Source organism: Enteractinococcus fodinae (assembly GCF_031458395.1).
GTDB lineage: Bacteria > Actinomycetota > Actinomycetes > Actinomycetales > Micrococcaceae > Yaniella > Yaniella fodinae.
The window spans coordinates 16057-40628 of the sequence record NZ_JAVDYJ010000001.1 but is presented as its reverse complement, the minus strand read 5'-3'; the positions used below and the strand labels follow the sequence as shown (position 1 = coordinate 40628).

Here is a 24572-nt window from a genome sequence, read left to right as displayed (position 1 = left end):
CTTAGAGCTCACTAGCCTTGGGTTTCGGCGCCTGGGGTCGCCCCGCGTCGAGGAGCGGAACATATGGAGCTATAATTCCCAGGTCAATCGTCGTGAGAATTAATATCCCGGGCCATAGCCTTACGGTTGGCGCGGGCGATGAATTCCAAGTCTACTGCTGCCAGTTTTACCTTTTCTTCCAGCTTTTTGCTGTTCTCGCTTTCTAAGGGAACTCCACGGAGCGCGTGGGAATATCGCCCCAGTCGGTTACGCACCTCGTCGTTTAAGTCGAAGAACGCTTCCCGCTGTGGGCCCTCGTACACGGTGAGTTGAACACTGAAAGACACTGCGAACATCATCATATGAAGCCCGTAAATGATGTACTTCTGGGCGAGCGAACCGGCAGCTGGAATGCCTGACGCTTCTGACAGCAGAGACTGAATCTCGGAAGCCTTAACCTCGTACTCGCGGGGGGTTGCACCGTATGTCATCAGGCGGAGGTAGTCATCAACCCCCGCGGCCGCCTCGACTAGTGGTTGGAGGCTTATCGCGTATTGTCTCTTCGAATCCATAGTCCCAATGGTCAAGGCCTCATGGGCGATCTGGTTGGCACGCCGCGCTTCATCTCGAGCTTCCCGAGCAATCTCATTCGCCTCCGTCTCCCGAGTATGGCCAGTGATCATGGCGATAATCGAGATAATTACAGCAAAGATTGCCACTGCGATAGTTATGCCGTCATTCATTCTTACGTAAAGGGACGGATCCTCCGTGGCAGTAATCAACATAAAACTCCATCATTTGGACCGAAAAGAACAAAGATGCCTGTCGAGTCTGGATGATATCTCACTCCGCTTGGTCTGCCGACAACCATCCGATCTCACATCGAAATGATTCCTCTATACCACCGGATGCTGCAAGCTGAGAGGGGACCAGGATGTGGGCCTGTTGCTCAGCGAGGAGGTGAGTACAGTCAAACAAAACATCAACTCTACCGACATTTGATTACGCGCATCTCGGGTCGATGGCGCACCTTGAGAATGCAAATGCGGGTATATCCTTTACACCTTGCGGCCCGAGGAGCGTATGCTTGTCGTTCCCAAGTGAAGGGACACCCGGAGAACCTGCACCAACATCACGCCGAGCTTGCCGAGAGCTTGTACGATAGCGCCGTGACCGATTATCAAATTGACACCGACAACATCCTGGCACGCCACCGTCAGCTGAGTGGTCTCAAAGCCCTGGCCACTTCGGGCCAGAAGCTGACCGAACGCAGCTTCGAGCTCTACGGACCGACAGCGACCGCCGAGTTTGCCAAATGGACGAGTCGTGCTGGGAACTTGGCGGCCAAACCCCAGGTAGTTCAGGTCGTGCAGGCCCATCAGCAGTTGATCCAGACGCACGGCGTCTACGGTTGGTTGCAGGTGTTGCTGACCGGTGCGGTCTATCAGTACCACCGTGATTTGAACATGCAGGGCCGGACCGGCGATGCAACGTACCTTTCCCGGCAACATGTTGACGACGTCTGCCGGCTCGGCACGCACATTGTGCTGAACTATGGGGCACCGACGATCGGGAATCGCAAATTACTCACACATTTTATGTCAGGAAACTACGCTCGCTTGGTGGATCGCATCCTGCCATCGGTGGGCGCTGAGCTCGGTCAAGAACTTTCCGGCGAAGCTCTGGAGCAAGGTGCGAACCCGGTGTTCCGATTGCCGCAAGAAGGCTTGCAGCTGGCCATCGTCCACGAATTGGACCTGCGTCCAATGGATGCGGACGAGCCCGTCCAGGATGACGGCTTCCCGCCCCAACCCGACCCAATCCGCCAAACCGATGTGTCCACCCTGGACGGTGCGGCCCAGCAGATGATCTATGAACTCTCCATGATCACGCGTGCACTCCAGGGAGACACTCCGCCGGAACCCTGGGATGAGACGCTAGTCCGTGCTCGTCTCGAAGCCACCATGGGCATCGCCTGGGCTTCGCAATGCCTCTACCCGCATCCCGAGGTCGCGTCCGAGGAACTTCGACAGATGTATGTCGAGGACCTCGTGGCCCGGGTCGAAAAACTTCAGGATCGTGGCGTCATCGGCACAGTCTCCTCCGATATCTTCGAAACTCGCCAGCTCGTTGAAGAAGCTGCCGAGGGCGACCCTGGCACCGCGGTGCTCTACGAGCGTGCCATGCGCCAGTCCGTGGATAATGCCGCCTGGGTCGTGTTGAACTGGGTACCGGATCTGCAAACGGCAGGTTTTCTGGCCCAGTTACTGCTGGACTATCAGTTCGATGTGTTCTTCGACGAGATAGAGACGCTAGAACTTCCATGAGACGCCTTAGCACCCGTCAAAGAGGCCTCGTCGCCCAGGTTTGAAGGGAGTGCATGATCTAGACAGCAGGGGAAATGAGCGGCCATGATGAAGCATTGCTCATTCGGAGGTCCCCATGCAGACGTTGCTAGACATGCTCATCCCCACCGTACCCGTGTGGGAAGTGATAGTCCGTGGGACGTTGACCTCTCTGGGCCTCATGTTGCTGCTATGAATCGTTGGACAGCGAGAATCCGGCGGTCTTGGACTGACCGATCTGCTCATCGTCCATGCGGCCGATGCCGCCGGGGTAGGTCTGCAAGGAGATGCTAGCTCACTTTCCGACATTCTGGTGCTCACCATCTTTTTCTGGAGCCTGGCGCTGGATGCCCTATCGTACCGCTGGCCGAGATTTGCGCGCATCGTCAAGGCTCGACCGAAACTGCTCGTTCAAGACTGCCAGATTAATCGGCGTGCGCGCCGGCGTGACTTTATGAATAATGAAAAGTTATGGCGACTTATGAAGATTCGTTGCTTCACTGAAGGTTATTTCTTGGCTCCCAATTGATGCATGTCGTGAATCGAGGCTATAGTGCAATACAGAATCTTGAGATCCGGCGTATAGCCCTAGCTACCCGGACAGCAACCCTCTCACCGTAGTGGGGTGCTCTAGGTGATGATTCGGCCCAGCGAAAAAATCGTGGGCAAGTATGGTGCCTCTCACTGAAGCTCCCCAATATGCGCGAGCTGTCGTGTGCGGAAGTGCCACGAATTTCATGAAACGAGTGAAAACCGATGACTTCTACTTCAACTATTGCACTACCAACGTTCGAACAGCTCCTACAAGCTACGGAACACGTTTCGCCCACTGACCTGCAATTACACCAACATTTTGCACCGGTGTTCGAAACGATCGCTGCTGGTGCAAGGCAACGGGAGCAAGACCATGAACTAGCGTTTGATGCCTTTGAAAAATTGCGGACCTCGGGTTTTACTCGCGTTCGTCTAGCTCGAGAGCATGGTGGAATTGGTGCATCCCTGCCGCAATTAGCCGAACTCTTAGTTGACCTCGGACAAGCAGATTCAAATTTACCTCAAGCCCTACACGGGCACTTCATGTTCACAGAACAGCATCAGAATGAATCTCAAGGGGCAGTCTCTGCATGGTGGCTTGCTGAGGTGGCCAAGGGCAAAATCTTTGGTAACGCCCTGGTTGAACTCCCCCCTGCAGCGGGCAAGCGCCCGGTGTATTGGACCGACGCGGAACCCACGTCCGGTGGAGTCATTGCTCATCTGACCGGCGACAAATTTTATTCAACTGGCGCGATCTTTGCCGACTACCTTCTCATTTCAGCGTCGCGTGCAGCTGATGAAGACGAAGGACCATTGTTTGCAATCGTCGACGCAGAACACCCTGGTGTCAAACGAATCGACGATTGGAATGGTTTTGGGCAACGACTCACCGCTTCGGGTACGACCATTCTCGACGAGGTTCCCGTGCTTGAAAACCGGCTCCAGGAATTCGATGTGCCCACCGGAGTGCTCTCGTACACGATCTTGTGGATCGCCTTAATTGCTACCCAAACCGGCATAGGCCAAGCGGCGATAAAAGATATTACCCAGTACGTTGCCACTCGACGCCGGACCTACAACCACGCAACAGCAGAGACCCCTGCAGAAGATCCTCTGGTACATGAAGTCATCGGGAAAGCCTCCGCCAAAGTGTCCGCAGCTCGACACATCGTGCGAGGTGTAGCAGCCGTTGCAGAGCAGTCCTATGTGCAAATTCAAGGGCATACCGATCTGGAAGACCCGGTCTTTCTAGATGCGCACACGAGAGCAAATATTGCACTATCTGAAGCTAGTCTGGTGGTCTCAGAACTCATTTTGGATGCCACCAATCAGATTTTTGAAGTCGGGGGAGCATCCGCGACGATCGCATCCAATCAATTGCACCAGCACTGGCTCAATGCGCGTACCATCGCTAGCCACACACCTTTAATTTATCGTACCCAGGCTGTGGGTAACTACCGAATCAACGGCGTGATCCCACCGCACCACTCGACTGCCCGGAACTCAGAACCGCGCCAGGGATAGATACCTGGCCGCTCGCTGCTGATAGTTCAGGGCGCACCATCCAACGACGGTGCGCCCTGAACCGCGAGAATAACACTACGGTGACCAGTTACGCGTTAGAACAGGCCTAGAATTTCGCCTTCATCGTTAACGTCCATCTTGTCGGAAGCGGGTTTAGCAGGCAGGCCAGGCATCGTCATCATGGCACCGGTCAGGGCCACGACGAATCCGGCACCGGCACGCAGGTTGAGCTCGCGCACGGTCACCCGGAACCCGTCAGGAGCACCCAAGGCTTTGGGATCGTCACTGAAGGAGTACTGGGTTTTTGCCATACATACGGGCATCTTATCGAGGCCGGCTTCTTCGAGTTGTTTCAGCTGCCGTTGAGCGGTCGAGGAGAAATCGACACCGTCGCCACCATACACGTTGGTCACGATGTGCTCGATGCGCTCCCGGATGCCGGTGTCTTCACCGAACATCGGCTGTACGGTGTCGTCGGAGTCCTTGAGAACCTCAGTCAGGTGGGAGGCCAGGGCTTTGGCACCTTCGCCACCATTGGCCCACACACTGACCACTTCGGCGTGGACATCGTGTTTGGCGCAGAAGTCTTTGACCCACTGGAGTTCTTCTTCGGTGTCTTGCGGGAACTGGTTGACCGCCACCACAACCGGAGCGCCAAAAGATTTCACATTCTTTAGGTGCCGAGCGAGGTTCGCGGAGCCTTTTTCCATCGCCTCGATGTGGCCGGTGCGATCATCACCGGGGTTATTGACCTCATCGACGGACAAACCACCGTTGTATTTGAGGGATCGCACGGTTGAGACGACGGTGACCGCGTCGGCGGCAAACCCACCGGCGGGCCCGGTGATATTGACGAATTTTTCGCCACCGAGGTCTGCGCCGAATCCGGCTTCGGTCACGACCGTGTCGGCCAGATCCAGCGCGGTGTTGGTCGCGATCACGGAGTTTGCCCCGTGGGCGATGTTGGCAAATGGCCCACCGTGAATCAGCGCGGGGGTCCCGGCCAGGGTTTGAACGAGGTTCGGGCGGATTGCATCACGCAGCAGGATGGCCATGGCACCTTGGGCGCCGTTTGGTCCGAGCTGAGCCGCAGTAACGGGCTCACGATCGTAGGTGTCGGCCACGACAATGCGAGACAGGCGTTCTTTGAGATCATCGATATCACGGGACAGGCAGAACACGGCCATGGTCTCGGAGGCGACGACGATCTCGAAGCCATCTTCACGCGGGCTACCAGAAGCGCGGCCGCCCAGACCGACCACGACGTTGCGCAGGTTGCGGTCGTTCATGTCCAGGACGCGTTTGACGCGGACGGTGCGCGGGTCGATGCCGAGTTCGTTGCCGTGATAAATGTGGTTATCCACCAGAGCGCACAACAGGTTGTGGGCTGATGAGATCGCGTGGAAGTCCCCGGTGAAGTGCAGGTTGATACTTTCCATGGGCACCACTTGGGCGTAGCCGCCACCGGTGGCGCCACCTTTCATCCCAAAAACCGGGCCAAGCGATGGCTCGCGCAGGGCCACCATAGTTTTGGAACCGACCAGGTTGAGCGCATCGGCCAGACCGACCGAGACGGTGGATTTGCCTTCCCCTGCGGGGGTGGGGGAGGTGCCGGTAACTAATACAAGTTTTCCGCGTTTGCCGGACTTCTGGATTTTTTGGGTATCGACCTTGGCCATGTGGTGGCCGTAGGGGATCAGGGCGTCGTCGGAGATGTTGACGGTTGAGGCGATGTCCGCGATGGGTTTGAGCTCAGCGGCAAGTGATATTTCAGCATCATTCATAGGGGCCACGTTAGCTACATCACAGCGTTTACGGAAGGGTCAGTTTTGCGTGGTGGGGACTTTTTCTGCCGGGTTTTTCTCCGGGGCGGTCAGCCGCCAAATGATCCATCCGACAAGGGAAATGACCATTACGATTGTGATAATGATCGTGGGGACGGGCCACCGGTTATAAGCGATCCCGATCGCGGCGATCGACACCGAACCAATGGTGGTGTAAATCGTCGCCCAGAGCGCTCCCCCGATGAGCAGGGCGGGCACGTAGCGGTACCAGCGCATGCGAATCACACCGGAGGCCAGATTGATCGCGGTCTGAAAACCGATGGTTAGAAACGACACTGCAACGGCGGGTGGCCCCCAGCGATCGAGCACGCGTTCGGCACGCTGATACGCGGCCGAAGCTAAGACGCGTTGGATTGATCTCACCCGCGAGACGCCGTTGCGGACTGCGCGACCAATCAGATGAGTCCCGCCGGCGCGACAGAACACGATGAAGTACAGGGCCAACCACACCCAGATCCAGGGTCCGTCCCAGGTCATGGGGTTGTACCAAACACCGTCACCCATGCGGTCTGCTCCCTTGCTGGCGCGTCGTGATTATTTCACGATTCCAGTATGCGGGAAATTAGGCCTCGTCGTCAGGAGTTTGGGCTTCGGGCTGATCAGCCCACCAGTCCAGAAGGGCTTGTTTGGCGGTTTCATAATCTGCCGGACCTTGATCCAGCCGGACATCCAACAGGTACTTATAGGCCCGCCCGACCAGCGGTCCGGGCTTGATGCCCAAGATCTCCATGATTTGCTGGCCGTCGAGGTCGGGGCGAATCGAGGCGAGTTCTTCTTCCTCGGCCAATTGTTCAATCCGGGCTTCGAGGTCGTTGTAGTTGTCTGCCAACCGACGGGCTTTGCGCTTATTGCGGGTGGTGACATCCGAGCGAGTCAACGCGTGGAGGTGGGGGAGTAGATTCCCGGCGTCGGTGACATACCGGCGCACGGCTGAATCCGACCACTCGCCCTCGCCGTAGCCGTAGAAGCGCATGTGGAGCTCGACCAGGCGTGCCACAGCTTTGGTGGTGTCCTTATCGAAACGCAGTTCGCGCATCCGTTTGGCCACCATCTTGGCGCCGACCACATCGTGGTGTCGGAACGAGACTTTGCCGCCGGGTTCAAACCGGCGGGTCTTGGGCTTGCCGATGTCGTGCATCAGGGCCGCGAAGCGCAATACGAAATTCGGCGCCTCAACATAGTCGGCTTCGTGTTGGATCGCGTTGTCCATGACCTGCAGCGAGTGCTGATAGACGTCCTTGTGCCGGTGCGCATCATCCGATGATTCACGCAGTGCGGGCAGTTCGGGCAACACGTAATCGGCAATCCCGGACCGCACCAATAGTTCGAGTCCGGCACGCGGGGTCGGAGCGATCATGAGTTTGACGAGCTCTTCGCGCACGCGTTCTGCCGAAATGATCTCAATGCGCGCGGCCATTTCTTGCATCGCGGCCGCAACATTCTCTGAAACGGTGACCCCCAACTGGGCGGCGAACCGCGCGGCGCGCATCATGCGCAGCGGATCGTCCGAAAATGAGGCTTCCGGGGTGCCCGGGGTTTCCAACACGCCGGCCACGAGCGCTTTGACCCCACCAAAGGGGTCGACCAGTTCAAAGTCGGGCAGGCGCAGCGCCATCGCGTTGACGGTGAAATCCCGACGGCGCAGATCTTCGATCAGCTCGGTGCCGAAGACGACCTGGGGTTTGCGAGAATCGGGATCGTATTTTTCATCCCGGTAGGTCGTAATCTCCACGGTCCAGTCGCCGTAGCGGGCACCGATCGTGCCAAACGCCGCGCCGATGTCCCATTGGGTGTGTGCCCAACCGGTCAGCACCTGCTGGATAGCCTCGGGTTTCGCGTCAGTGGTGAAATCCAGGTCGGTCACGGTCGAGCTCAAGAACATGTCGCGGACGGGTCCGCCCACCAGCGCGAGTTCGTAACCGGCGTCGTCAAAGCGCTTGCCCAGTTCGATCACGAACTTGGGCAGGGTGACATCGTCGGGAAAACCGGCCGGTAGCGGCACGGTTGCATAGCGCGTGGAGGAGTTCTTCGACATGGTGACTAAACGTATTCGTTCCGGTTGAGGGATAAATTTTTTTTCAGGCCGCGGCGATCCCCGATTGCGTACAGGACTTCCGCGCAGTGTGTGACGGGCTAGAGTGGATTATATGTCCAACCGTGCCCGCGGTGCCGCTGATCGCACCCCGCCCAATGTCTGGGGCACGAGTGCGTCCGCACGTCGGCGCGTCCGACGGGATGCACAAACGGGGCGGCTTCGACCAGATGCTTCCGGTCAGATACCCACTGTACGAGAGATTTCCGCCGGCGGCATGGTCGTGCGCGAACACCGTGGAGCGCATCAAGTAGCCATTATTGCACGCTATAACCGCGGAGGACGACTCGAATGGGTCCTGCCCAAGGGCCATCCCGAGGGTGAAGAAGACCACTACGAGGCCGCGATGCGTGAGGTCGCCGAGGAAACCGGGATCTCGGGTGACATCCTGACCGAGCTGGGCCACATTGAATACACGTTTACCGTGCCGGGCCGGCGCATCCACAAAACGGTCCACCACTTCTTATTACGCGCCACCGGTGGGGAACTAACCATCGAAAACGACCCCGACCAAGAAGCCGTCGACGTCGCCTGGGTCGATGTCGACCGCCTGACAGGACGCCTGACCTTCCTCAACGAGCGGCGCATCGTCGAACTCGCCCGCGAGATGATGGCCGAGTTCTTCGACATCACCCCACCACCACCGACGATTCGGCCCCGGCGCGTGGTGCCGATGGTCCGCAGATTACCCTCCGGGCTGATTCCACCGCAGTTCCGCAACGACGATGCCGAGGCACTCAAAAAGCCGCCGACGCCCTATGAACTGGCGCAAAAACTCGCGCGCGCTCGGCAGGAACCAACCCAGCCCAAGGCTGACACGGCGCCAGAAGACTCGCGGCAAGCAGCACAACCGGAGACTGCACAACAGCAGACCGCAGGGGAAGAACCCAAGTGCCGGAGGACCGCGCCTGACCACAAGGCTCTTGAGACTCCGAAGCACCCGGTGTCCAAGCAATCCACAGACAGCACTGGTAATGTACCCAAGGATTCCGCCCCGGAATCGGACCCCGAGCCTCCGCAGCAGCCGAACATTCCGAAACCGTCTGCCGCCTTGTTTAAGAAACGCCGCAAACCAAACACATGACCCAAACCCGCCAGGCTGAACAGCCCTCACACGACCCGCAGGACGCCTCACGCAGCCGAGAGGCCGGTGCTAAAGCCTCGGCCATCATGGCCTCGGGGACGATCGTCTCGCGAGTGTTGGGCTTCGTCCGCAGCTCCCTGCTCTATGTGGCCATTGGTTCGACCGCGTTAGTCTCGGACGTTTTTGAAACCGCCAACACGATCCCCAACGTCATCTACATGCTCCTGGCCGGGGGCGTGTTCAATGTGGTGCTGGTACCCCAGATCATCAAACAAGCCAAGAAGGCCGACCGCGGTGCGGACTACACCTCCAGACTGATCACCCTGGCGGCGATCATCATCGGGGCCTTTACTATTGCGATCACCCTGCTGGCCGCGCCCATCATCGAAGCGCTGACGTTGAACTGGTCGGACCCCAAGCTGGCCCTGGGGACGGCGTTCGCGTACTGGACGCTGCCGCAGATCTTCTTCTACGGGATGTATGCGGTCATCGGGCAGGTGCTCAATGCCCACGGCCGCTTCGGTGCCTATATGTGGGCGCCAGTGGCCAATAACGTGGTGGCCATTGGGTTCATCCTGTTTTACATCGCGACCTTCGGCGCATACACGGCCATCCCCGACGCCGAACAATACGTCGAATGGACGTCGACCCACACGGTCATCCTGGCCGGTGGCCACACCCTGGGTATCATCATCCAAGCCATCGTGTTGTTCTGGCCGCTGAAGCGCCTCGGCTTGGGCCTCAAGCCGAAGTTCGGGTGGAAGGGCATGGGGCTGCGCCACACCGGCCGGATCGCGGGCTTCACCATCGTCACCATGACGGTCGGCAATATCTCGAACCTGATGATCAACCGCCTGGTGACCGGCGCGACCGAGGCTCGAAGCCAACTCGACGACCCGTTCGAACAAGCCGCGATCCCGGGGCTTCAGGCGCTAAATATGGGCCAGTTGATCACCGTGTTGCCGCACTCGGTGTTTGTGCTGTCGATTGCCACGGTGCTCTTCAACCGCCTGGCGCGCTCGATGCAGGAAGACGATATGGACACGGTCCGACGGACCACCGGTGCCGGCCTGCGCACCTTCGCGGTGCCCATGATGATTGCCGTGGCCGGTGTCATTGTCCTGGCCCCCACGGTCGCCCGACTGTTCGCCAGCTCGGCGGAAACCGCGATCGTCTCAGCTCACGCAATCGCGCAGATCTTATTGCTCTTGGCATTGGGTATGCCGCTGCGCTCGGCACACTTCTACCTGCTCCGAGTGTTTTACGCGGCAGAAAATGCGCTGATCCCGATGCTGGTCCAAGTCGGTGCCGCAGCCTTGTCGCTCACGCTGGCCTACGGCATCGCCCCGCTGGTGCCCATGGAATCGTTGGCCCATCTGATCGCGCTGATCTTCACCGTCATCCACGTCTTCCAATTCGCAGCGACCCACATCCTGGTCAAGCGCCACTTCGGCGACTACGGATCCAGAGCCGTCGTGGCAACCTATATCCGCACCGGGTGGGCCGCCGTCGTCGCCGGGGTCTTCGGCGCGGCCGTGCTCTACCCGCTGGGTGGGTACACGGGCGGCTGGGCCATGGCCTCGATCATCAACGCCGCGATCGCCTGCGTCATCGTCGGCGTCATCATGGTGGTCGTCTACCTCGTGGCGTGCCGGATCTTCAACGTCACGGAACTCAACGAGTTCACCGACCCCATCACCACGCGTTTACGTCGGAAACTGCCAAACAAGTCCTAGTGTGACGCAACGGTGTCAGATCTCAACACCGGCTAGCGAATAACCTAAACTGGAGGATAGTCTGCAACCTATGCCGGAAAACTCAGGGAGGTCTTGGTGGCCAGTATCGACGAAGGCAACGTACTTGGGGGTCGCTATGAGATCACCGGGCGCATCATGGCATCCGCACAGCAAGACCTGGTGTTGACCGGCCTCGACCAAGTACTCAACCGGGAAGTGCTCATCCTGGTTGCCTCTCGCGAAAATGCCTCCCAAGCGGCCCAGTCCGCCCGGCAGCTTGCCACCGGGGAACGCTCCAGCTCCATCCAGATCCTGGACCTTGGCCTTTCCGACGACCGCACCTATCTGGTCGCCCCCGGGAACTCCGATGTAGAAGATTTCCTAGCGCTACTAACCGGCGAAGACGTCTACGTTGAACCGTTTTTCACCGAGCACCTCGGCACCGAACTCTTCGGGGAATCCCGCCAACGCACCCCGCACACGTACGAAGATGACACCGAGTACTACGCCGAGCTGCGCGAGGATCTGGCCGAAGAGCCGGACCCATCCAAGCGCCCCGAGTTCCTGAATAAGCTCTCCGATCGTATTGATAACTGGCTGCAGGACGACGAGGACGAGACTCGCGTCGTCCCCGGCCAAGGACCATCCGCAGCAGCAGGCGCTGCAGCCGCATCCACCGGTTCGACTCGCAAGCCCAAGACACCGGAGTCCCAACGCGACGAACAGCCGGCCGAAGAAACCCGGGAAATCGCAGCCGACGAAACCCGGGAAATAGCTGCCGAGAAATCTCCCGAAACAGCTGCCAACGACACTCGCGTAGAGGTGGACGATGAACAAGCCACCCAGATCGTTCACCCCGTCACCGAGCAGCAACAGCAAGCACCGGTCCCCGTACCGACCCCCGCAGCCGCGCAGCAAGCTGAAGCACAACAGCAAGCCAAACAACCCCCTGCCAAGCCCTTCATCCCGCCGCCTGCGCCCAATGAGCCGGGCGAGCCGAACGCTGATGAGGGTTACGCGATCGAATACACCGACGAGAAGCCACGTTCCACTGCCGGACGGTGGATCGGTGGCCTCTTATTGGTCGGCGTACTTGTCTTTGCCGTGGTGATCGGTTTCCAGGTCCTCGGCGGGCCAGAAGACGAAGAACCTCCAGTAGCCAACGAGCCCGCACAAGAGGCCCCCGCCGAAGATCCAGAAGAAGACGACGAAGCAGCCGAAGAGGAAGAAGAACCCGAAGAACCTGCCGGGCCTCCGCCTGAGCCCGCCTCGGTTGAACGAGTAGTACCGGATTCACCAGGACTCACCAGTGAATACGATGCAGACCTCCCAGCCATCATCGACGGCAACCAAGCTACCGCCTGGCAAACACTGACGTTCACCACCCCGCAGTTCGGCGGGTTTGCTTCGAACCTTGCACTCATCGTGGAACTCGAAGAGCAAGCACCGATCTCGGAGATCACGATCACTCAGAACCAAGGATCTGGTGGCGCCTTCTCCGTGGCGGCTGCGAATGAGCCAGACCCGAACGGGGGAGTGGTGCTAACCGAAGGGTCATTTACCGGACCCGAGTACACGGTCGATGCCCACGATTCAGACGGTGAACCGATCGAAGCACGCTACGTCATCATCAACTTCACTGAACTGCCAACGCTATCGAATACCAACTCACCCGATCGCCCGTACGGGCTGCGGATCGCTGAGATCGAGGTCGACTAATCTCACAGCGAAGGTACCGCAAGATGACGGGAATATTCTTGGTGGCACCATACGTTGTTTAGTGTTGAATCATAAACCCCTATGGGCCCTCCGAGTTGTGCCCACCAAACGCATCTGAGCAAAGGAACATACTCTTGGCAGACAACCTCACCTCCGACGTACACGACGTTGTGATCATTGGATCGGGCCCTGCCGGTTATACGGCAGCGATCTATGCCTCCCGTGCGAACCTTGAACCAGTCATGTTCACCAGCTCCGTGCAGGCAGGTGGCGAACTCATGAATACGACTGACGTCGAAAACTTCCCCGGCTTCCCAGACGGCATCATGGGCCCAGAGCTGATGGGCCATCTCGAAGCACAGGCTCGCAAATTCGGGACCGACGTGCAGTACGAGGATGTCGTCGAAGTTGACCTCCAGGCCGAACCAAAGCGCATCACACTCGCTAACGGTTCCAAGCACTACGCACGCTCGGTTATTATTGCGACCGGCTCCCAGTACCGCGAGCTCGGTCTGCCTGGTGAAAGCGCACTGACCGGTAAGGGTGTCTCCTGGTGTGCAACCTGTGACGGTTTCTTTTTCCGCGATCAGCCACTTGCCGTTGTTGGGGGAGGCGACTCCGCTATGGAAGAGGCACTCTTCCTGACCAAGTTCGCCTCCCAGGTCTTCGTGATCCACCGTCGTGACGAACTGCGCGCCTCGCAAATCATGGCGGACCGTGCCCTGGCGAACGAGAAGATCTCGTTCATCTGGGATTCGGCCGTCGAAGCCATCAAGGGCCAGGATAAAGTAGAATCACTTGATATTCGGAATCTGAAGACCGGTGAGGTCAACACGCTCGACGTCAACGGTGTCTTCATCGCCATTGGTTCCGATCCGCGTACCGATCTAGTGAAAGATGCACTGGATATCGACGCAACCGACGGCACCATCAAGGTACAAGAACCCTCCACAGCAACCAACATTCCCGGCGTCTTCGCGGCAGGTGACGTGGTCGACGGAAAATACCGCCAGGCCATCACAGCAGCAGGCATGGGCGCCAAGGCCGCAATTGACGTTGAGGATTACCTCGCCGCCAACCCCGCAGCCTCCAATCGTCCCGCACTCCTAACGGAAGGATCATAATGTCAACTATCGACGTAACAGACCAGGATTTCCAAGAAAAAGTCATCGACTCGGACAAGCCCGTCATTGTCGACTTCTGGGCAGTATGGTGCGGCCCTTGCCGTCAACTGTCACCCGTTCTCGAAGAGATCGGCGAGAAGTACTCAGACAAGGTGACTGTCGCCAAAGTCAACGTAGACGACAATCCAGGTATCGCCGCTCAGTACGGTATCACCAGCATCCCAACCGTCTACGTCTTCAAAGACGGTGAGCGGGTAGCGACTTCCGTTGGCGCGAAACCGCTGCATGTCCTTGAGCAGGAATTCTCCGATTACTTGAACTAAGTTTATAGTTCCTCGTTAAATACGAAGGGCGATGGTCTGTGTCAGACCATCGCCCTTCGTATTTAATAACCGTGTGTCCTCACGGGTGAGGACATGAAATTAGTCGTCTTTCGCCTCAGCACTGATGACACTCATAATTCTGTTGAGATCTTCGACCGATGCGAAATCGATGGCGATCCGTCCCTTCTTAGCTCCCAGGGTGATTTTCACCTGAGTATCTAAAAGATCCGTAAGTGACGAGGCTAGCTCATCAAAGTGCTGCGTGTTCCGGCGCGCCGGGGGAGTGGTCTTGCCGGCATCCTCGGAGTTTTTCAACATCAAGCTAGCCAGCTCTTCAGTTGAGCGAACCGAGAGACCCTCATTGATGACCCGTTGGGCAAGTTGGTTCATCAATGCCTCGTTACCAAGGCCCAGAATTGCGCGTGCGTGTCCTGCGGAGAGTACACCCGAAGCCACTTGGCGCTGTAGCGCTGGCGGAAGATTCATGAGTCGGAGTGTATTCGAGATGTGCGGACGTGATCGTCCTACCCGCTTAGCCAGGATGTCTTGTGACCATCCGAAATCCTGCATGAGTTGTTGATACGCAGCCGCTTCCTCGAGCACGTTGAGTTCACTGCGATGAATGTTCTCAAGTAACGCTTCGCGGAGTAGATCTTCATCGGCCGTGTCTCGAACGATGGCGGGGATGGTATCTAGGCCTGCTCGACGGCTGGCTCGCCAGCGTCGTTCACCCATAATGAGCTCATATTGCCCAGAGGTTCCCGACGGCCGAACAACAACCGGCTGAAGCACGCCCACTTCCGAAATGGAGGCCACTAATTCGATCATGGCTTCCTCATCAAACTCCTCGCGTGGTTGGCGTGGGTTTGGTTGTATATCCTCAACTGGCACATCACGCAGCAGACTCTCTACGGCATCCTCTGCTTCAGGCTCCGCGGTCGTCCGCTCGAGAATAGGATTGGGCATCGCTGCCCGACTGCCGTTCTTGCGCTTCGAAGTTTTAGCCGCAGGCTGGTCGGCACCAAAGAAGAGGTCAGACGGACGAGTCTTTTCACGTGAAACATCGCCCGAGTCGAGGTAGCGCGAACCGAGCGTGTCGGCAATCTTTGATGCGTCCAACTTATTATTGCCAGTCTGCTTCGTGTCGGTTGTGGGTGTTTCAGCTTGTTCCGAAGCGGCTGATTCGTCCTCATTGTCTGGCGTAGACGTATCCTGAATTAGAGCGCTGAGTCCGCGCCCCAGTCCTCTGCGCCCCTTCTTTGGTGGTTGTGTCATTTTCTCCCGCTTTTGTTGAGCTCGATATTCGACCACTACATACCTTATCGAGATTTTGGACAAGTTGTCGCGTTTCACGTGAAACACTCCGAATTTATGCCGTAGGGGGAGGGGTGCTACCCACAGCGCGCCGCAAGAACGAAGAAGGAGTATCGCCCTCGATTTACCAGCGGCAAGTTTCACGTGAAACGAATGGCTCAAAGTTCTGCCAAAGTTTACCTTCGAAGCGCGTTATTGGTCCCTATGAAACGACGAGTATCGGAACAGAGGCGGTCAACGTAGGGGATGGACTATAGTCACGACAGCATCAAATGCTCCAGCGGCCCCTAAACCATTCTTCACCGCATTCGAAACTTATCTTTCATAACTATGAGGTCCACTGATTCGCGGAGAGTGTTTCACGTGAAACATGAGTGAAGCGTCCAATTCTTCCGATATTTTCAGATTCTCCTTCGACTAGATTGTGAACATTTCCTCGGAGCGTGACCTGAGTGATGATTTATTGTAGTTGCCTGCCCCTCTGGAATTGACGACTTTGAAAGTTTAGACGGACGAAAAACGAGGCTTTAAAACGTTGAGTAGGCGGTATCGATTGCGTCGTTCCGTTCACTACGAAGTGCCCCTAGGCTTCACTTACTCAAGGTTATCTCGCTTGCCGTCCTGAAATAGCGCTTGCTCGCGTCATGTTTCACGTGAAACGGGAATCATCAGAGATATCCGGTGTTTATGAATTTGTTTGAGGGGACACTCGGTTATGGTGTTCTACAATCTCTGATTGTCTTCGCATAGGCAGCTCCAACCGGTAAGGTCGACGATCTACACTCTCGATAGCCAACGTGTCGGCGCCTTTCGATAAGTTCACTCCAGCGCGCACCACACATCTCAGAGGCCAAAGTTGAATAGAGGCGCCTCATCTGGCTATCAGCTCGGACGCTACTTCACGCGCACTGCGGGTACATCAGTTGATTTAACGTAATAACGCAGCCCGGGTAGCGCGATACTATAGAAAGCCGGGGTCCACTTCGAGCAACCTACCTGTAGTAGAAACACCTGACCCACCTTTTACTCTGTGCGGGTTGACCCGCCTCTTTCCGACGCACTCTAGCTCGACGTCAGGGTTCGCAATTACAAGGTGCACCGCTAACTCGGCCAGTTCCTTTCATACGTTTCACGTGAAACCAGGCGGAGAGTCAGAGCAAGTCTTTAGCGATACACATACGACTCAGAGCTATTACCCGACTTTCAACAGCAGACGGACAGTAGGGGAGCGGCTGAGAGATGGAGGCGACCGATAAGTTGATAGCAGAGCCCGGGAACGTATTCGGTCCTACCGAAATGTCGCGAGCCCGGCCAAGGTCCAACCAGACATTCCCACATTGTTTCATCTTCTCGGTGGGCTCCTGGTGGGAAGCGAAACAGTCTCTGCAGCAAACCGAGTCAGATCGATAGTAAGTTCTCGGACGCGCATGGCATGTAACGTCACGCTTGTTTAGCCGTTTCACGTGAAACCAAACGGACCCAGGCGAGTCATGAGGGGGTTATTCGACAGCTCTTTTAGGAAGCAGAATGCTGGTTTCACAAAGTTGTTAGAAACCGATGCGACTAAAACGAAAGTGTTAAGGGCTAAGGAGCGGGAAGGTTTCACGTGAAACAGTCCGAGCGGAACTTCGGTCTTTCTGAATCCCAAACACCCCTACGGTGGCAGAGCACTCCTCGGATTCAGAAGGCTTTATATCGCTAACGCAAGGGTGAGGAGCGTTAGCGATAGCACGCTCCCTAACAATCGGCTACTTAACTTTATATCCGAGCGTCCCACAACCCTGGCTTAAAGCCCGACGCACTGACAGGCGACGTTCCAGACAAAGCCCGTGACAAATGCAAGCATCTAGTTTACCTGAAAGCATTCGGAGACCATCTACTGTTTGCATCATACTCGCTGGAAATCCTTGCACGGCTCGGCTCCAGAAGACCATCACCAGGGAGCCGGCGTATTCTTAGCACAAACATAACAACCAGGAGAGGGTCGGCTATTCCGCGAGACCTGGGCAAGGGAGTGCTCAGATCCACTACACCTCAGCGCTACCGGCACGCTGGTCGAAACGACGTCAGGCTTTAACGTCTCACGGAAGAGCCCAATAAATTCAAAGTGTTTGTGAAGTCGCAGGGGAGGGCGATCAGCTACGCCCGCGCAAGGCTTAAGCGTAAGAAAATGCACGAACCCTGCTGTTGAGCCGATATGCATCGGTCATTGAAATCGATCACACTACGAAGACTCGAGTGAGCACAACCGACAACTCGAGCCGGCAGACATGCAACTCCCGGCCGGGAAGACATGTAGACCTATATGGGATAGGGAACTCCACGGTTCTGCGATTAGTGCCTCATACAGCAAAATAGACTCCAGCACGCTGAAGAGACTGTGAGTCGAAGTTCGCTCGAAACCGTCACAAGACGTGGCAGACACCTCTATACCATGATGCAGCGAGAGCTTTTCGGTCGGGGTGGCTCCTCTGTAATGCAACTAGTCTGGTTTTCTTGAGACCTAGGACTGTATCTCCGAATTGTCAAAGCACTGCCGTCGTGCCAGGCGTGAACCGGCACTAAGGAGTAGTTGCGGTAACCGCTATTATTTCTCAACCCCGAGTTCCACGGGTCTACATGCCTAAGTCTTTTCAATATGAGCGTCTTACTCAATGCCCGCTTGAGGGCCAATGCGATAGGTACCTGCCGATGACATGAAATGGCAGTAGTCGCGCGTGGGACACGTGGGAGTCCCTAGGCACGAAATCTTATAGTGAACGCTATGACAGCTCTCTATCGCCGTGAAATATCAATGTTTCACGTGAAACGATACCGGCATTCTGGGCTGGAGTTAGGCAGAGGTTGGGCCACGCTCTGCAATTTCCATAGCTGCTTCACGATAACTTAGAGCACCGGTCGAGCTTGGATCGTAGGTGAGCACACTTTGCTGGTACGAAGGAGCTTCGGAGATTCGCACGTTCCGAGGAATCACGGCGTCGAGTACTTCTTTGGGGAAGTATTCGCGTACTTCATCGGCGACTTGAACCGCGAGATTTGTTCGGGAGTCAAACATCGTCAGAAGGATGGTCGAAATATGCAGCGACGGATTCAAATGCTGCTGAATCATCTCGATGTTTTTTACCAGCTGCGACAAGCCTTCAAGGGCATAGTACTCAGTCTGGATAGGAATGAGTACCTCACCGGCCGCTACGAAGGCGTTAACAGTTAAGAGGCCGAGGCTTGGGGGACAATCAACAAAGATGTAGTCGAGGCGCGGCAGACCTTGCTGCTCACGGTACTTCGAGTAGTTTTGAATGGCGCGCGTCAGACGCTGCTCACGCGCAACAAGAGAGACCAGCTCGATCTCTGCTCCAGCAAGATCGATCGTCGAAGGGGCAACGATCAGACCATCTGTCTCCGGGTTGTCGTACACCACGTCTTTGAGGGCTTCATCTTCAATGAGTACGTTGTAAATCGATGGTGTTCCCGGTGGGTGGGGGATGTTCAGCGCAGTCGAGGCGTTACCCTGCGGATCCATATCGATGACCAGCACATTCATGCCAGCTCTCGCCATAGCGGTCGAAAGGTTCACGGTCGTCGTGGTTTTCCCGACGCCACCCTTCTGGTTTGAGATCGTAATGATTCGGGTGTGCTCGGGTTTGGGCATGCGCTTGGCCTTCAGTTTCTCACGACGACGCTTTTCGGACTCTAACTGCCGAGCCAGCGGCGTCGCAGCGATGCTACCTGCACCCTGCGATGTTTCCTGAGAAACGCTATCTCGATCGGCCAAGCCTGCCTCCATTACTTTAAATTTGAAATACTTTGCTGTCCCGGTCAGGAACCGTATGTAAGTCTTGCAACGGTTGTGGGTACTTCCAAGAGTTCATCACCGATGCTGAGTACTTCGGAGCCCTTCGTCTTGAACTTTCGCAAAACCTTGTCCGCTTTTTCTAGCTCCGCCGGTGCGCTGCGACCTTTAATCGCAAGCAGCTCACCTTTGCCATGAAGGAGCGGAACCGTCATCGGAATGAGCGATTTCATAGCAGAGACTGCACGTGCGGTGACAATATCCACGTCTACCGAATCAACGACCTGTTCTGATCGCGCCCGGATGACATCGACATTTTCAAGTTCCAGATCGTCGATGACCATGTTGAGCCAGTCGACTCGGCGCTCGAGCGGTTCGATGAGCACGAACTGCACATCTGGACGCGCAATGGCAAGAGCTATACCGGGCAGACCGGCCCCCGAACCCACATCAGCGACCAGCGCGCCCTGGGGGAGGAGCTCGTGAACTACCGCGCAGTTCAGCACATGGCGTTCCCACATCCTGGGGACTTCGCGCGGTCCGAGCAGGCCCCACTCAATACCTGTCGTCACCAGATGCTCCACGAAGCGCTCAGCGACCTCTAATTGCTCGCCGTAAAGGACTTCAGCGGCGTCGACAACCCAGGCCTCCTGACGTTCGAGGAGGGCCTCAGAAGGGTCTGTGACAGGTGCGGGTTGGTTATCAGACAAGACTATTCTCCGGCGGTAATCACGACGTGACGGCGTGGACCTTCACCTTCGGATTCGGAGTGCAGGCCGGCTTCAGCTACGACGTCGTGAACAATTTTACGTTCGTAGGGGCTCATGGGTTTGAGGTGTTGAGCAGTCCCTTCAGCTTCCACTGTAGCAATGGCTTCGCGAGCCAGCTCACGGAGTGCTTCAGCTCGTTTCACACGATGGTCAGCGATGTCTAGGATCAATCGCGAACGCTGACCGGTGGCAGACAGCACGGCAAGGCGGGTGAGCTCTTGAAGCGCTTCCAGCGTCTTGCCATCTTCACCGACTAAGCCTTGGATGTCTTCGTCATCCTCAGGGGCCAGGACCGAGAGGTAGGTTCGGTTGTTGCGGACCTCAATATCGATGTCGCCATCGAGGTCGGCGATATCGAGAAGTTCCTCAATGTAGTCGGCCGCGTGGTCGCCTTCAGCTTCGATATCAGCGGAGGAGAGTTCTTCCTCCGGGGCTTCGTCAGTGGCGTTAGATGGTTCTGCGTTCATCGTTTCTTCCTAGGTTTTCTCACAGGTTGTTGACGTTGGCCCGCTGGTTTCGTTTCCCGAGCTTTTGCTTTTTCTTGCGCAACTTCGGCTTGCTTACCAACAGGGGGCAGGCCCTTGGCTGCGCGACGTTCATTGAGTTCGCGTTCAGCAATGGACCCTGGGGTCGGGTTACGACGGATAATAAAGAGCTGCTGTCCAACGGCCCAGAAGTTGGTGGCGGTCCAGTAGATGAGCACACCAATTGGGAAGTTGAAACCACCGATGAGGAAGACCAGTGGCAGCGCGTACAGCATGATCTTTTGAGTCTGTGCGAACTGTCCGGTCTGAGCCGCTTCGGACATGTTCTTCCCCATGAGCGTCTTCTGCATGTAGAACATGGAGACGGTCATCAGGATAATGAGGACGCTGGCGACGATGACGACGTTAAGGTCAAAGCCCTCACCGAGATGATCGATGAGAATGTCCGACATCTGCGCGCCGGCGAAGGTGGAGTTGGAGAAGGATTGAATCTCATCTGCCGACAACGCACCAATGGACTCGTTGTTTTGAGCAGCACCTGAAGCGGATATCAGGACTCGATAGAGCGCAAAGAAGAAGGGCATCTGGACCAGCATGGGCAGACACGCAGCGAACGGACTCGTCCCGCGGTCCTTAAATAACTGCTGCTGTTCCATCGCCATGGCTTGGCGAGAAAGCTGATCTTTCTTGTTTTTATACTTCTCTTGAAGTTTCTTAATCTCAGGCTGCAGTTCCTGCATCGCTCGCTGAGATTTGATCTGTTTGACGAAGACCGGGATCAAGAGGGTACGAATCAGCACCACAAGTAGTACAAGGGCTAGCGTCCAGGTCCATCCCGAATCGGAATCCATCCCGATGGCGCCCAGGAGGGTGTGGAACATGCTGAGCACCCATGAGACCGCCCATGTAAAGGGGAGAAGAATCGTGTCAAAAAATCCCATAATTTTATTTATCCTCTTTGGTGGCCTCATCGTCCGGTGGAATCACCGGGTGGTTCAGTTCAATAATGAATGGTCGCTTGCCATCCGGCCAAATCCTATTCCCTGGGGGAACGGGATCTATGCCACCATCCTGCCAAGGATGACAACTCAAGACCCGTCGTCCTGCCATAAGGCTACCCTTAATGGCACCGTGCGTATAAACCGCTTCTAGGCCGTAGGCGGAACAGGTCGGAAAGAACTTACACACATCTCCGTAGGTGGGGGAGATGACCTTCCGATACGCCCGAAGCAGCCATCCGACGATCGTCGACGGGAGGGCACGTAAGAACCCCCACTCGGTGGCGCTGTCCTTCACAATAAATGGCGAAGGTTGCGTTCCGAAGACGGGTTCTTCATGCTCCTTGTTGTTCATCACGACGCTTAAACTTTCTGAGCGCGCCATATACCGCCTGGGTGGTTGATGCTTGGAGCTCATCGAAATCGACGGAAGCCGAAGCCGGTAGCGCCCGTACAACTACATCAACAGAACCCTGGTGGGTATCTAGATCGCTCTTGAAAAGGTCGGCGACAATGGCACGCAGTCGGCGCTTAATTTTATTTCTTGTGACGGCATTGCCCACGGCTTTTGAAACTATAAAACCTGCGCGTGGGTCCTGGCCGGCTACCGGGCGAATATTTGCAGATACGACAACGTTCCGATTGCCGAAACGGGAACCGGAACGTTGCGTATCAAAAAATTGTGCTGCAGTGCGTATTCGTTGGTGTTGCGGTAGCAATCGATCAAGCTCCTGCGGCCACCGACACCGACACTTTGTTAGGCGCTCAGACGCGAGCGACCCTTGGAGCGGCGTGCTGAAAGAACGGCACGGCCAGCGCGGGTGCGCATACGGGAACGGAAGCCGTGCTTACGGGCACGGCGGCGGTTATTCGGCTGAAAAGTCCGCTTAGACACTGTTAATCTCCACACTCAATCAAACGCAGAAGCATGCTGGGGAAGTACGTTTCAAACCTGCGTTTGCCCAAAAACTTCGGCGATATCTGTTCATTATCTGTTTACGCTTACCGGGTGCAGCCACAAAAGGGCACGCTTCACCCCGGATAAGACTCACCAAGTCTAAGAACCCCGATCGATTTGGTCAAATTCAGGATCGGAATCAGTTATCCTAAAACCTCTACTGTGTATAAGCTGTGCATAACTGCAACCCGCCTGTGGAAATTAAGGCTAGTGTTGTGGAGACGTCAGAAGTAGACCGTTGCAATCCTGGCAGAACGCTCCAAGTGTGAGACCGGTTGCGCAACGTGGGGATATTGCCGTGATGACGAGAGGAACTCAGAGTCAGTGCGGGAAGCATAAAGTGGGGTTTAGCGGATGAGTGTAAGTGAGTCGATCATCAACTCTTGGCAGAGGGTTGTTGAAAACGTACGCACCTCTGGTGACATCGGACCTAGTCAGATGGGCTTTCTTGATCTTGCTCGCCCGCAAGGTCTCATCGCAAATACCCTGCTGTTAGCGGTTCCCAATGAAATGACTCGGGACATCTTGGAGAACCAACTCCATGAACGCTTAGCTGATGCGCTCACCGCTGTCTTTGGTACCGACATCAACTGTGCATACTCCATCGATAACAATATGCACGCTTCGACACCCGAAATCCCGACCCCCGAGCCGCGCTCAGCACCCGCCGAACGGCCTGTGGATAACGTTGTGAATATCTCGCAAGCTACCCAGTCACATGCTGAGCGATCTGCCACTGATGAACCGCTCTTAGACGAGTTGTTTAGCTCCCGAACGAATCCTGCCGCAGCGCCAGGTAGTGGACTGCAGCAAAACGTTCCACCACAATCCGGTGAACGCTCTCGACTCAATGAGCACTATCATTTCGACAATTTCATCACCGGTTCATCGAACCGTTTTGCTCACGCAGCCGCCTACGCAGTCTCAGAACAGCCGGCAAAATCTTATAACCCGCTGTTTATTTACGGTGAATCTGGTCTGGGTAAAACCCACCTGTTGCATGCGATTGGTCACTACGCCCAGGAGCTTTTCCCCGGTTTACGAGTGCGCTACGTCAACTCCGAAGAATTTACGAACGATTTCATTAACTCGATTCGGCACGACGAGGGCGCATCCTTCAAACAGATTTATCGCAACGTCGACATCCTGTTGATCGACGACATCCAGTTCATGGCGAATAAAGAAGCCACCGTTGAAGAGTTCTTCCACACCTTCAATGCGCTCTACAACAACAACAAGCAGGTAGTGATTACCTCGGACTTGCCTCCGAAACAACTATCCGGCTTCGAGGAACGTCTCCGCTCCCGCTTTGAGTGGGGACTGACCACAGATATTCAGCCACCTGATCTCGAAACTCGGATTGCGATCCTGGCGAAGAAGGCAGATGCAGAGGGCATCAAAGTTCCCGCCGATGCACTGGAATACATTGCTTCGCGCATCGATACCAATATCCGTGAGCTCGAAGGCGCCCTGACTCGAGTGACCGCGTATGCGTCGCTCAATAATGAGCCCATCAACCTTGATCAGGCGCAATACATCTTGAAAGATCTCATCTCTGATGACGACGCCCAAGAGATAACATCCGAGCTCATTTTGGATGAGACCGCTAACTACTTCGGTTTTTCGATTGCCGAATTGCAGTCGAAATCTCGGACGCGCACGCTGGTGACGGCTCGTCAGATTGCAATGTACCTTCTACGTGAGCTCACCGAGATGTCACTGCCTCGCATCGGGGCAGAATTCGGTGGACGCGATCACACGACGGTGATGCATGCTGACCGAAAGATCCGAGATCTCATGAGCGAACGGCATGCGATTTACAACCAGGTCACGGAATTAACGAACAAAATTAAGCAGCGAGCCCGCAATATTTAAGAATTTCCGTCGGAGCGACAATTAGCCCGAAATGGTCGGAATACTGCAATTAAACTCGCAAACCTTCAGGTTAAGGTT

Annotated in this window: 19 protein-coding genes, 1 pseudogene and 1 riboswitch; of the genes and pseudogenes, 8 read left to right on the top strand and 12 right to left on the bottom strand. The window is 56.2% G+C overall.

Features of this window, described 5'->3' with window-relative positions; genetic code table 11:
• Positions 1-83: 83 nt before the first annotated feature.
• Positions 84-764 (bottom strand): hypothetical protein, encoded by a 681-nt coding sequence (locus J2S62_RS00165; RefSeq protein ID WP_310169891.1) that lies wholly within the window; start codon positions 762-764, stop codon positions 84-86.
• A gap of 384 nt (positions 765-1148) precedes the next feature.
• Here J2S62_RS00165 and J2S62_RS00160 point away from each other — a divergent pair, with 384 nt between their 5' ends.
• Together J2S62_RS00160 and J2S62_RS00155 are read left to right on the top strand one after the other, a co-directional pair.
• Positions 1149-2306 carry a hypothetical protein gene (locus J2S62_RS00160; RefSeq protein WP_310169890.1) on the top strand — a complete coding sequence of 386 codons (1158 nt, stop codon included), beginning with the start codon at positions 1149-1151 and terminating at the stop codon, positions 2304-2306.
• A gap of 582 nt (positions 2307-2888) precedes the next feature.
• A riboswitch (SAM riboswitch) is annotated at positions 2889-3002 on the top strand.
• Positions 3003-3080: 78 nt separating this feature from the next.
• Entirely contained in the window at positions 3081-4382 is a 1302-nt protein-coding gene (locus J2S62_RS00155) for an acyl-CoA dehydrogenase family protein (RefSeq protein WP_310169888.1), read from the top strand.
• Positions 4383-4477: 95 nt separating this feature from the next.
• On the opposite strand, the gene J2S62_RS00150 is transcribed toward J2S62_RS00155, so the two are convergent.
• The 3 genes from J2S62_RS00150 to J2S62_RS00140 are packed head-to-tail and all read right to left on the bottom strand — an operon-like array spanning position 4478 to position 8261.
• Entirely contained in the window at positions 4478-6166 is a 1689-nt protein-coding gene (locus tag J2S62_RS00150; protein ID WP_310169886.1) for a formate--tetrahydrofolate ligase, read from the bottom strand.
• A 39-nt stretch (positions 6167-6205) separates the two neighbouring features.
• A complete protein-coding gene (locus tag J2S62_RS00145) occupies positions 6206-6730 on the bottom strand; it encodes a DedA family protein (protein WP_310169884.1) in 525 nt (174 codons plus the stop codon).
• Between the two features lie 58 nt (positions 6731-6788).
• The gene (locus J2S62_RS00140; protein WP_310169882.1) at positions 6789-8261 is read right to left on the bottom strand and encodes a CCA tRNA nucleotidyltransferase; all 1473 of its coding nucleotides are present in this window, start codon (positions 8259-8261) and stop codon (positions 6789-6791) included.
• A 112-nt stretch (positions 8262-8373) separates the two neighbouring features.
• Between J2S62_RS00140 and J2S62_RS00135 the strand changes: the two are divergent.
• From J2S62_RS00135 to trxA, 5 genes and pseudogenes are all read left to right on the top strand, one after another.
• A pseudogene (locus tag J2S62_RS00135) lies at positions 8374-8931 on the top strand (NUDIX hydrolase); the annotation flags it as partial.
• A gap of 467 nt (positions 8932-9398) precedes the next feature.
• Positions 9399-11138, top strand: coding sequence for a murein biosynthesis integral membrane protein MurJ (murJ, locus tag J2S62_RS00130; protein ID WP_310169880.1), 1740 nt, complete (start codon positions 9399-9401; stop codon positions 11136-11138).
• 96 nt (positions 11139-11234) lie between these two features.
• Positions 11235-12857 (top strand): hypothetical protein, encoded by a 1623-nt coding sequence (locus tag J2S62_RS00125; protein WP_310169877.1) that lies wholly within the window; start codon positions 11235-11237, stop codon positions 12855-12857.
• 128 nt (positions 12858-12985) lie between these two features.
• Positions 12986-13981 carry a thioredoxin-disulfide reductase gene (trxB, locus tag J2S62_RS00120; protein WP_310175662.1) on the top strand — a complete coding sequence of 332 codons (996 nt, stop codon included), beginning with the start codon at positions 12986-12988 and terminating at the stop codon, positions 13979-13981.
• On the top strand, positions 13981-14304 hold the full coding sequence (gene trxA / locus J2S62_RS00115) for a thioredoxin (RefSeq protein WP_310169875.1): 324 nt from the start codon (positions 13981-13983) through the stop codon (positions 14302-14304). Before trxB ends, trxA begins: the two co-directional genes overlap by 1 nt.
• Before the next feature lie 99 nt (positions 14305-14403).
• Here trxA and J2S62_RS00110 read toward each other — a convergent pair whose 3' ends face one another.
• The 8 genes from J2S62_RS00110 to rpmH all read right to left on the bottom strand — a co-directional run bounded on the left by J2S62_RS00110 (position 14404) and on the right by rpmH (position 22556).
• Positions 14404-15579 (bottom strand): ParB/RepB/Spo0J family partition protein, encoded by a 1176-nt coding sequence (locus tag J2S62_RS00110; RefSeq protein ID WP_310169873.1) that lies wholly within the window; start codon positions 15577-15579, stop codon positions 14404-14406.
• A 2872-nt stretch (positions 15580-18451) separates the two neighbouring features.
• Positions 18452-19402 carry a ParA family protein gene (locus J2S62_RS00105; protein WP_407649869.1) on the bottom strand — a complete coding sequence of 317 codons (951 nt, stop codon included), beginning with the start codon at positions 19400-19402 and terminating at the stop codon, positions 18452-18454.
• 32 nt (positions 19403-19434) lie between these two features.
• The gene (gene rsmG, locus J2S62_RS00100) at positions 19435-20118 is read right to left on the bottom strand and encodes a 16S rRNA (guanine(527)-N(7))-methyltransferase RsmG (RefSeq protein WP_310169869.1); all 684 of its coding nucleotides are present in this window, start codon (positions 20116-20118) and stop codon (positions 19435-19437) included.
• Between the two features lie 2 nt (positions 20119-20120).
• The gene (locus J2S62_RS00095; protein ID WP_310169867.1) at positions 20121-20645 is read right to left on the bottom strand and encodes a Jag family protein; all 525 of its coding nucleotides are present in this window, start codon (positions 20643-20645) and stop codon (positions 20121-20123) included.
• A complete protein-coding gene (gene yidC, locus J2S62_RS00090) occupies positions 20642-21604 on the bottom strand; it encodes a membrane protein insertase YidC (RefSeq protein ID WP_310169865.1) in 963 nt (320 codons plus the stop codon). Before yidC ends, J2S62_RS00095 begins: the two co-directional genes overlap by 4 nt.
• Positions 21605-21608: 4 nt before the next feature.
• On the bottom strand, positions 21609-22016 hold the full coding sequence (gene yidD, locus J2S62_RS00085; RefSeq protein ID WP_310175660.1) for a membrane protein insertion efficiency factor YidD: 408 nt from the start codon (positions 22014-22016) through the stop codon (positions 21609-21611).
• Positions 21997-22380 (bottom strand): ribonuclease P protein component, encoded by a 384-nt coding sequence (rnpA, locus tag J2S62_RS00080; RefSeq protein WP_310169863.1) that lies wholly within the window; start codon positions 22378-22380, stop codon positions 21997-21999. Before rnpA ends, yidD begins: the two co-directional genes overlap by 20 nt.
• A 38-nt stretch (positions 22381-22418) precedes the next feature.
• Entirely contained in the window at positions 22419-22556 is a 138-nt protein-coding gene (gene rpmH, locus J2S62_RS00075) for a 50S ribosomal protein L34 (RefSeq protein WP_310169861.1), read from the bottom strand.
• Positions 22557-22973: 417 nt separating this feature from the next.
• Here rpmH and dnaA point away from each other — a divergent pair, with 417 nt between their 5' ends.
• Complete coding sequence (gene dnaA / locus J2S62_RS00070; protein ID WP_310169859.1) at positions 22974-24494, top strand: chromosomal replication initiator protein DnaA; 1521 nt, start codon at positions 22974-22976, stop codon at positions 24492-24494.
• Positions 24495-24572: the final 78 nt, after the last annotated feature.

Coding starts and splice junctions, on each gene's coding strand:
- J2S62_RS00165 (WP_310169891.1), bottom strand. CDS start 764: ATGTTGATTACTGCCACGGAGGATCCGTCCCTTTACGTAAGAATGAAT.
- J2S62_RS00155 (WP_310169888.1), top strand. CDS start 3,081: ATGACTTCTACTTCAACTATTGCACTACCAACGTTCGAACAGCTCCTA.
- J2S62_RS00150 (WP_310169886.1), bottom strand. CDS start 6,166: ATGAATGATGCTGAAATATCACTTGCCGCTGAGCTCAAACCCATCGCG.
- J2S62_RS00145 (WP_310169884.1), bottom strand. CDS start 6,730: ATGGGTGACGGTGTTTGGTACAACCCCATGACCTGGGACGGACCCTGG.
- J2S62_RS00140 (WP_310169882.1), bottom strand. CDS start 8,261: ATGTCGAAGAACTCCTCCACGCGCTATGCAACCGTGCCGCTACCGGCC.
- murJ (WP_310169880.1), top strand. CDS start 9,399: ATGACCCAAACCCGCCAGGCTGAACAGCCCTCACACGACCCGCAGGAC.
- trxA (WP_310169875.1), top strand. CDS start 13,981: ATGTCAACTATCGACGTAACAGACCAGGATTTCCAAGAAAAAGTCATC.
- J2S62_RS00110 (WP_310169873.1), bottom strand. CDS start 15,579: ATGACACAACCACCAAAGAAGGGGCGCAGAGGACTGGGGCGCGGACTC.
- J2S62_RS00105 (WP_407649869.1), bottom strand. CDS start 19,402: ATGGAGGCAGGCTTGGCCGATCGAGATAGCGTTTCTCAGGAAACATCG.
- J2S62_RS00095 (WP_310169867.1), bottom strand. CDS start 20,645: ATGAACGCAGAACCATCTAACGCCACTGACGAAGCCCCGGAGGAAGAA.
- yidC (WP_310169865.1), bottom strand. CDS start 21,604: ATGGGATTTTTTGACACGATTCTTCTCCCCTTTACATGGGCGGTCTCA.
- yidD (WP_310175660.1), bottom strand. CDS start 22,016: ATGAACAACAAGGAGCATGAAGAACCCGTCTTCGGAACGCAACCTTCG.
- dnaA (WP_310169859.1), top strand. CDS start 22,974: ATGAGTGTAAGTGAGTCGATCATCAACTCTTGGCAGAGGGTTGTTGAA.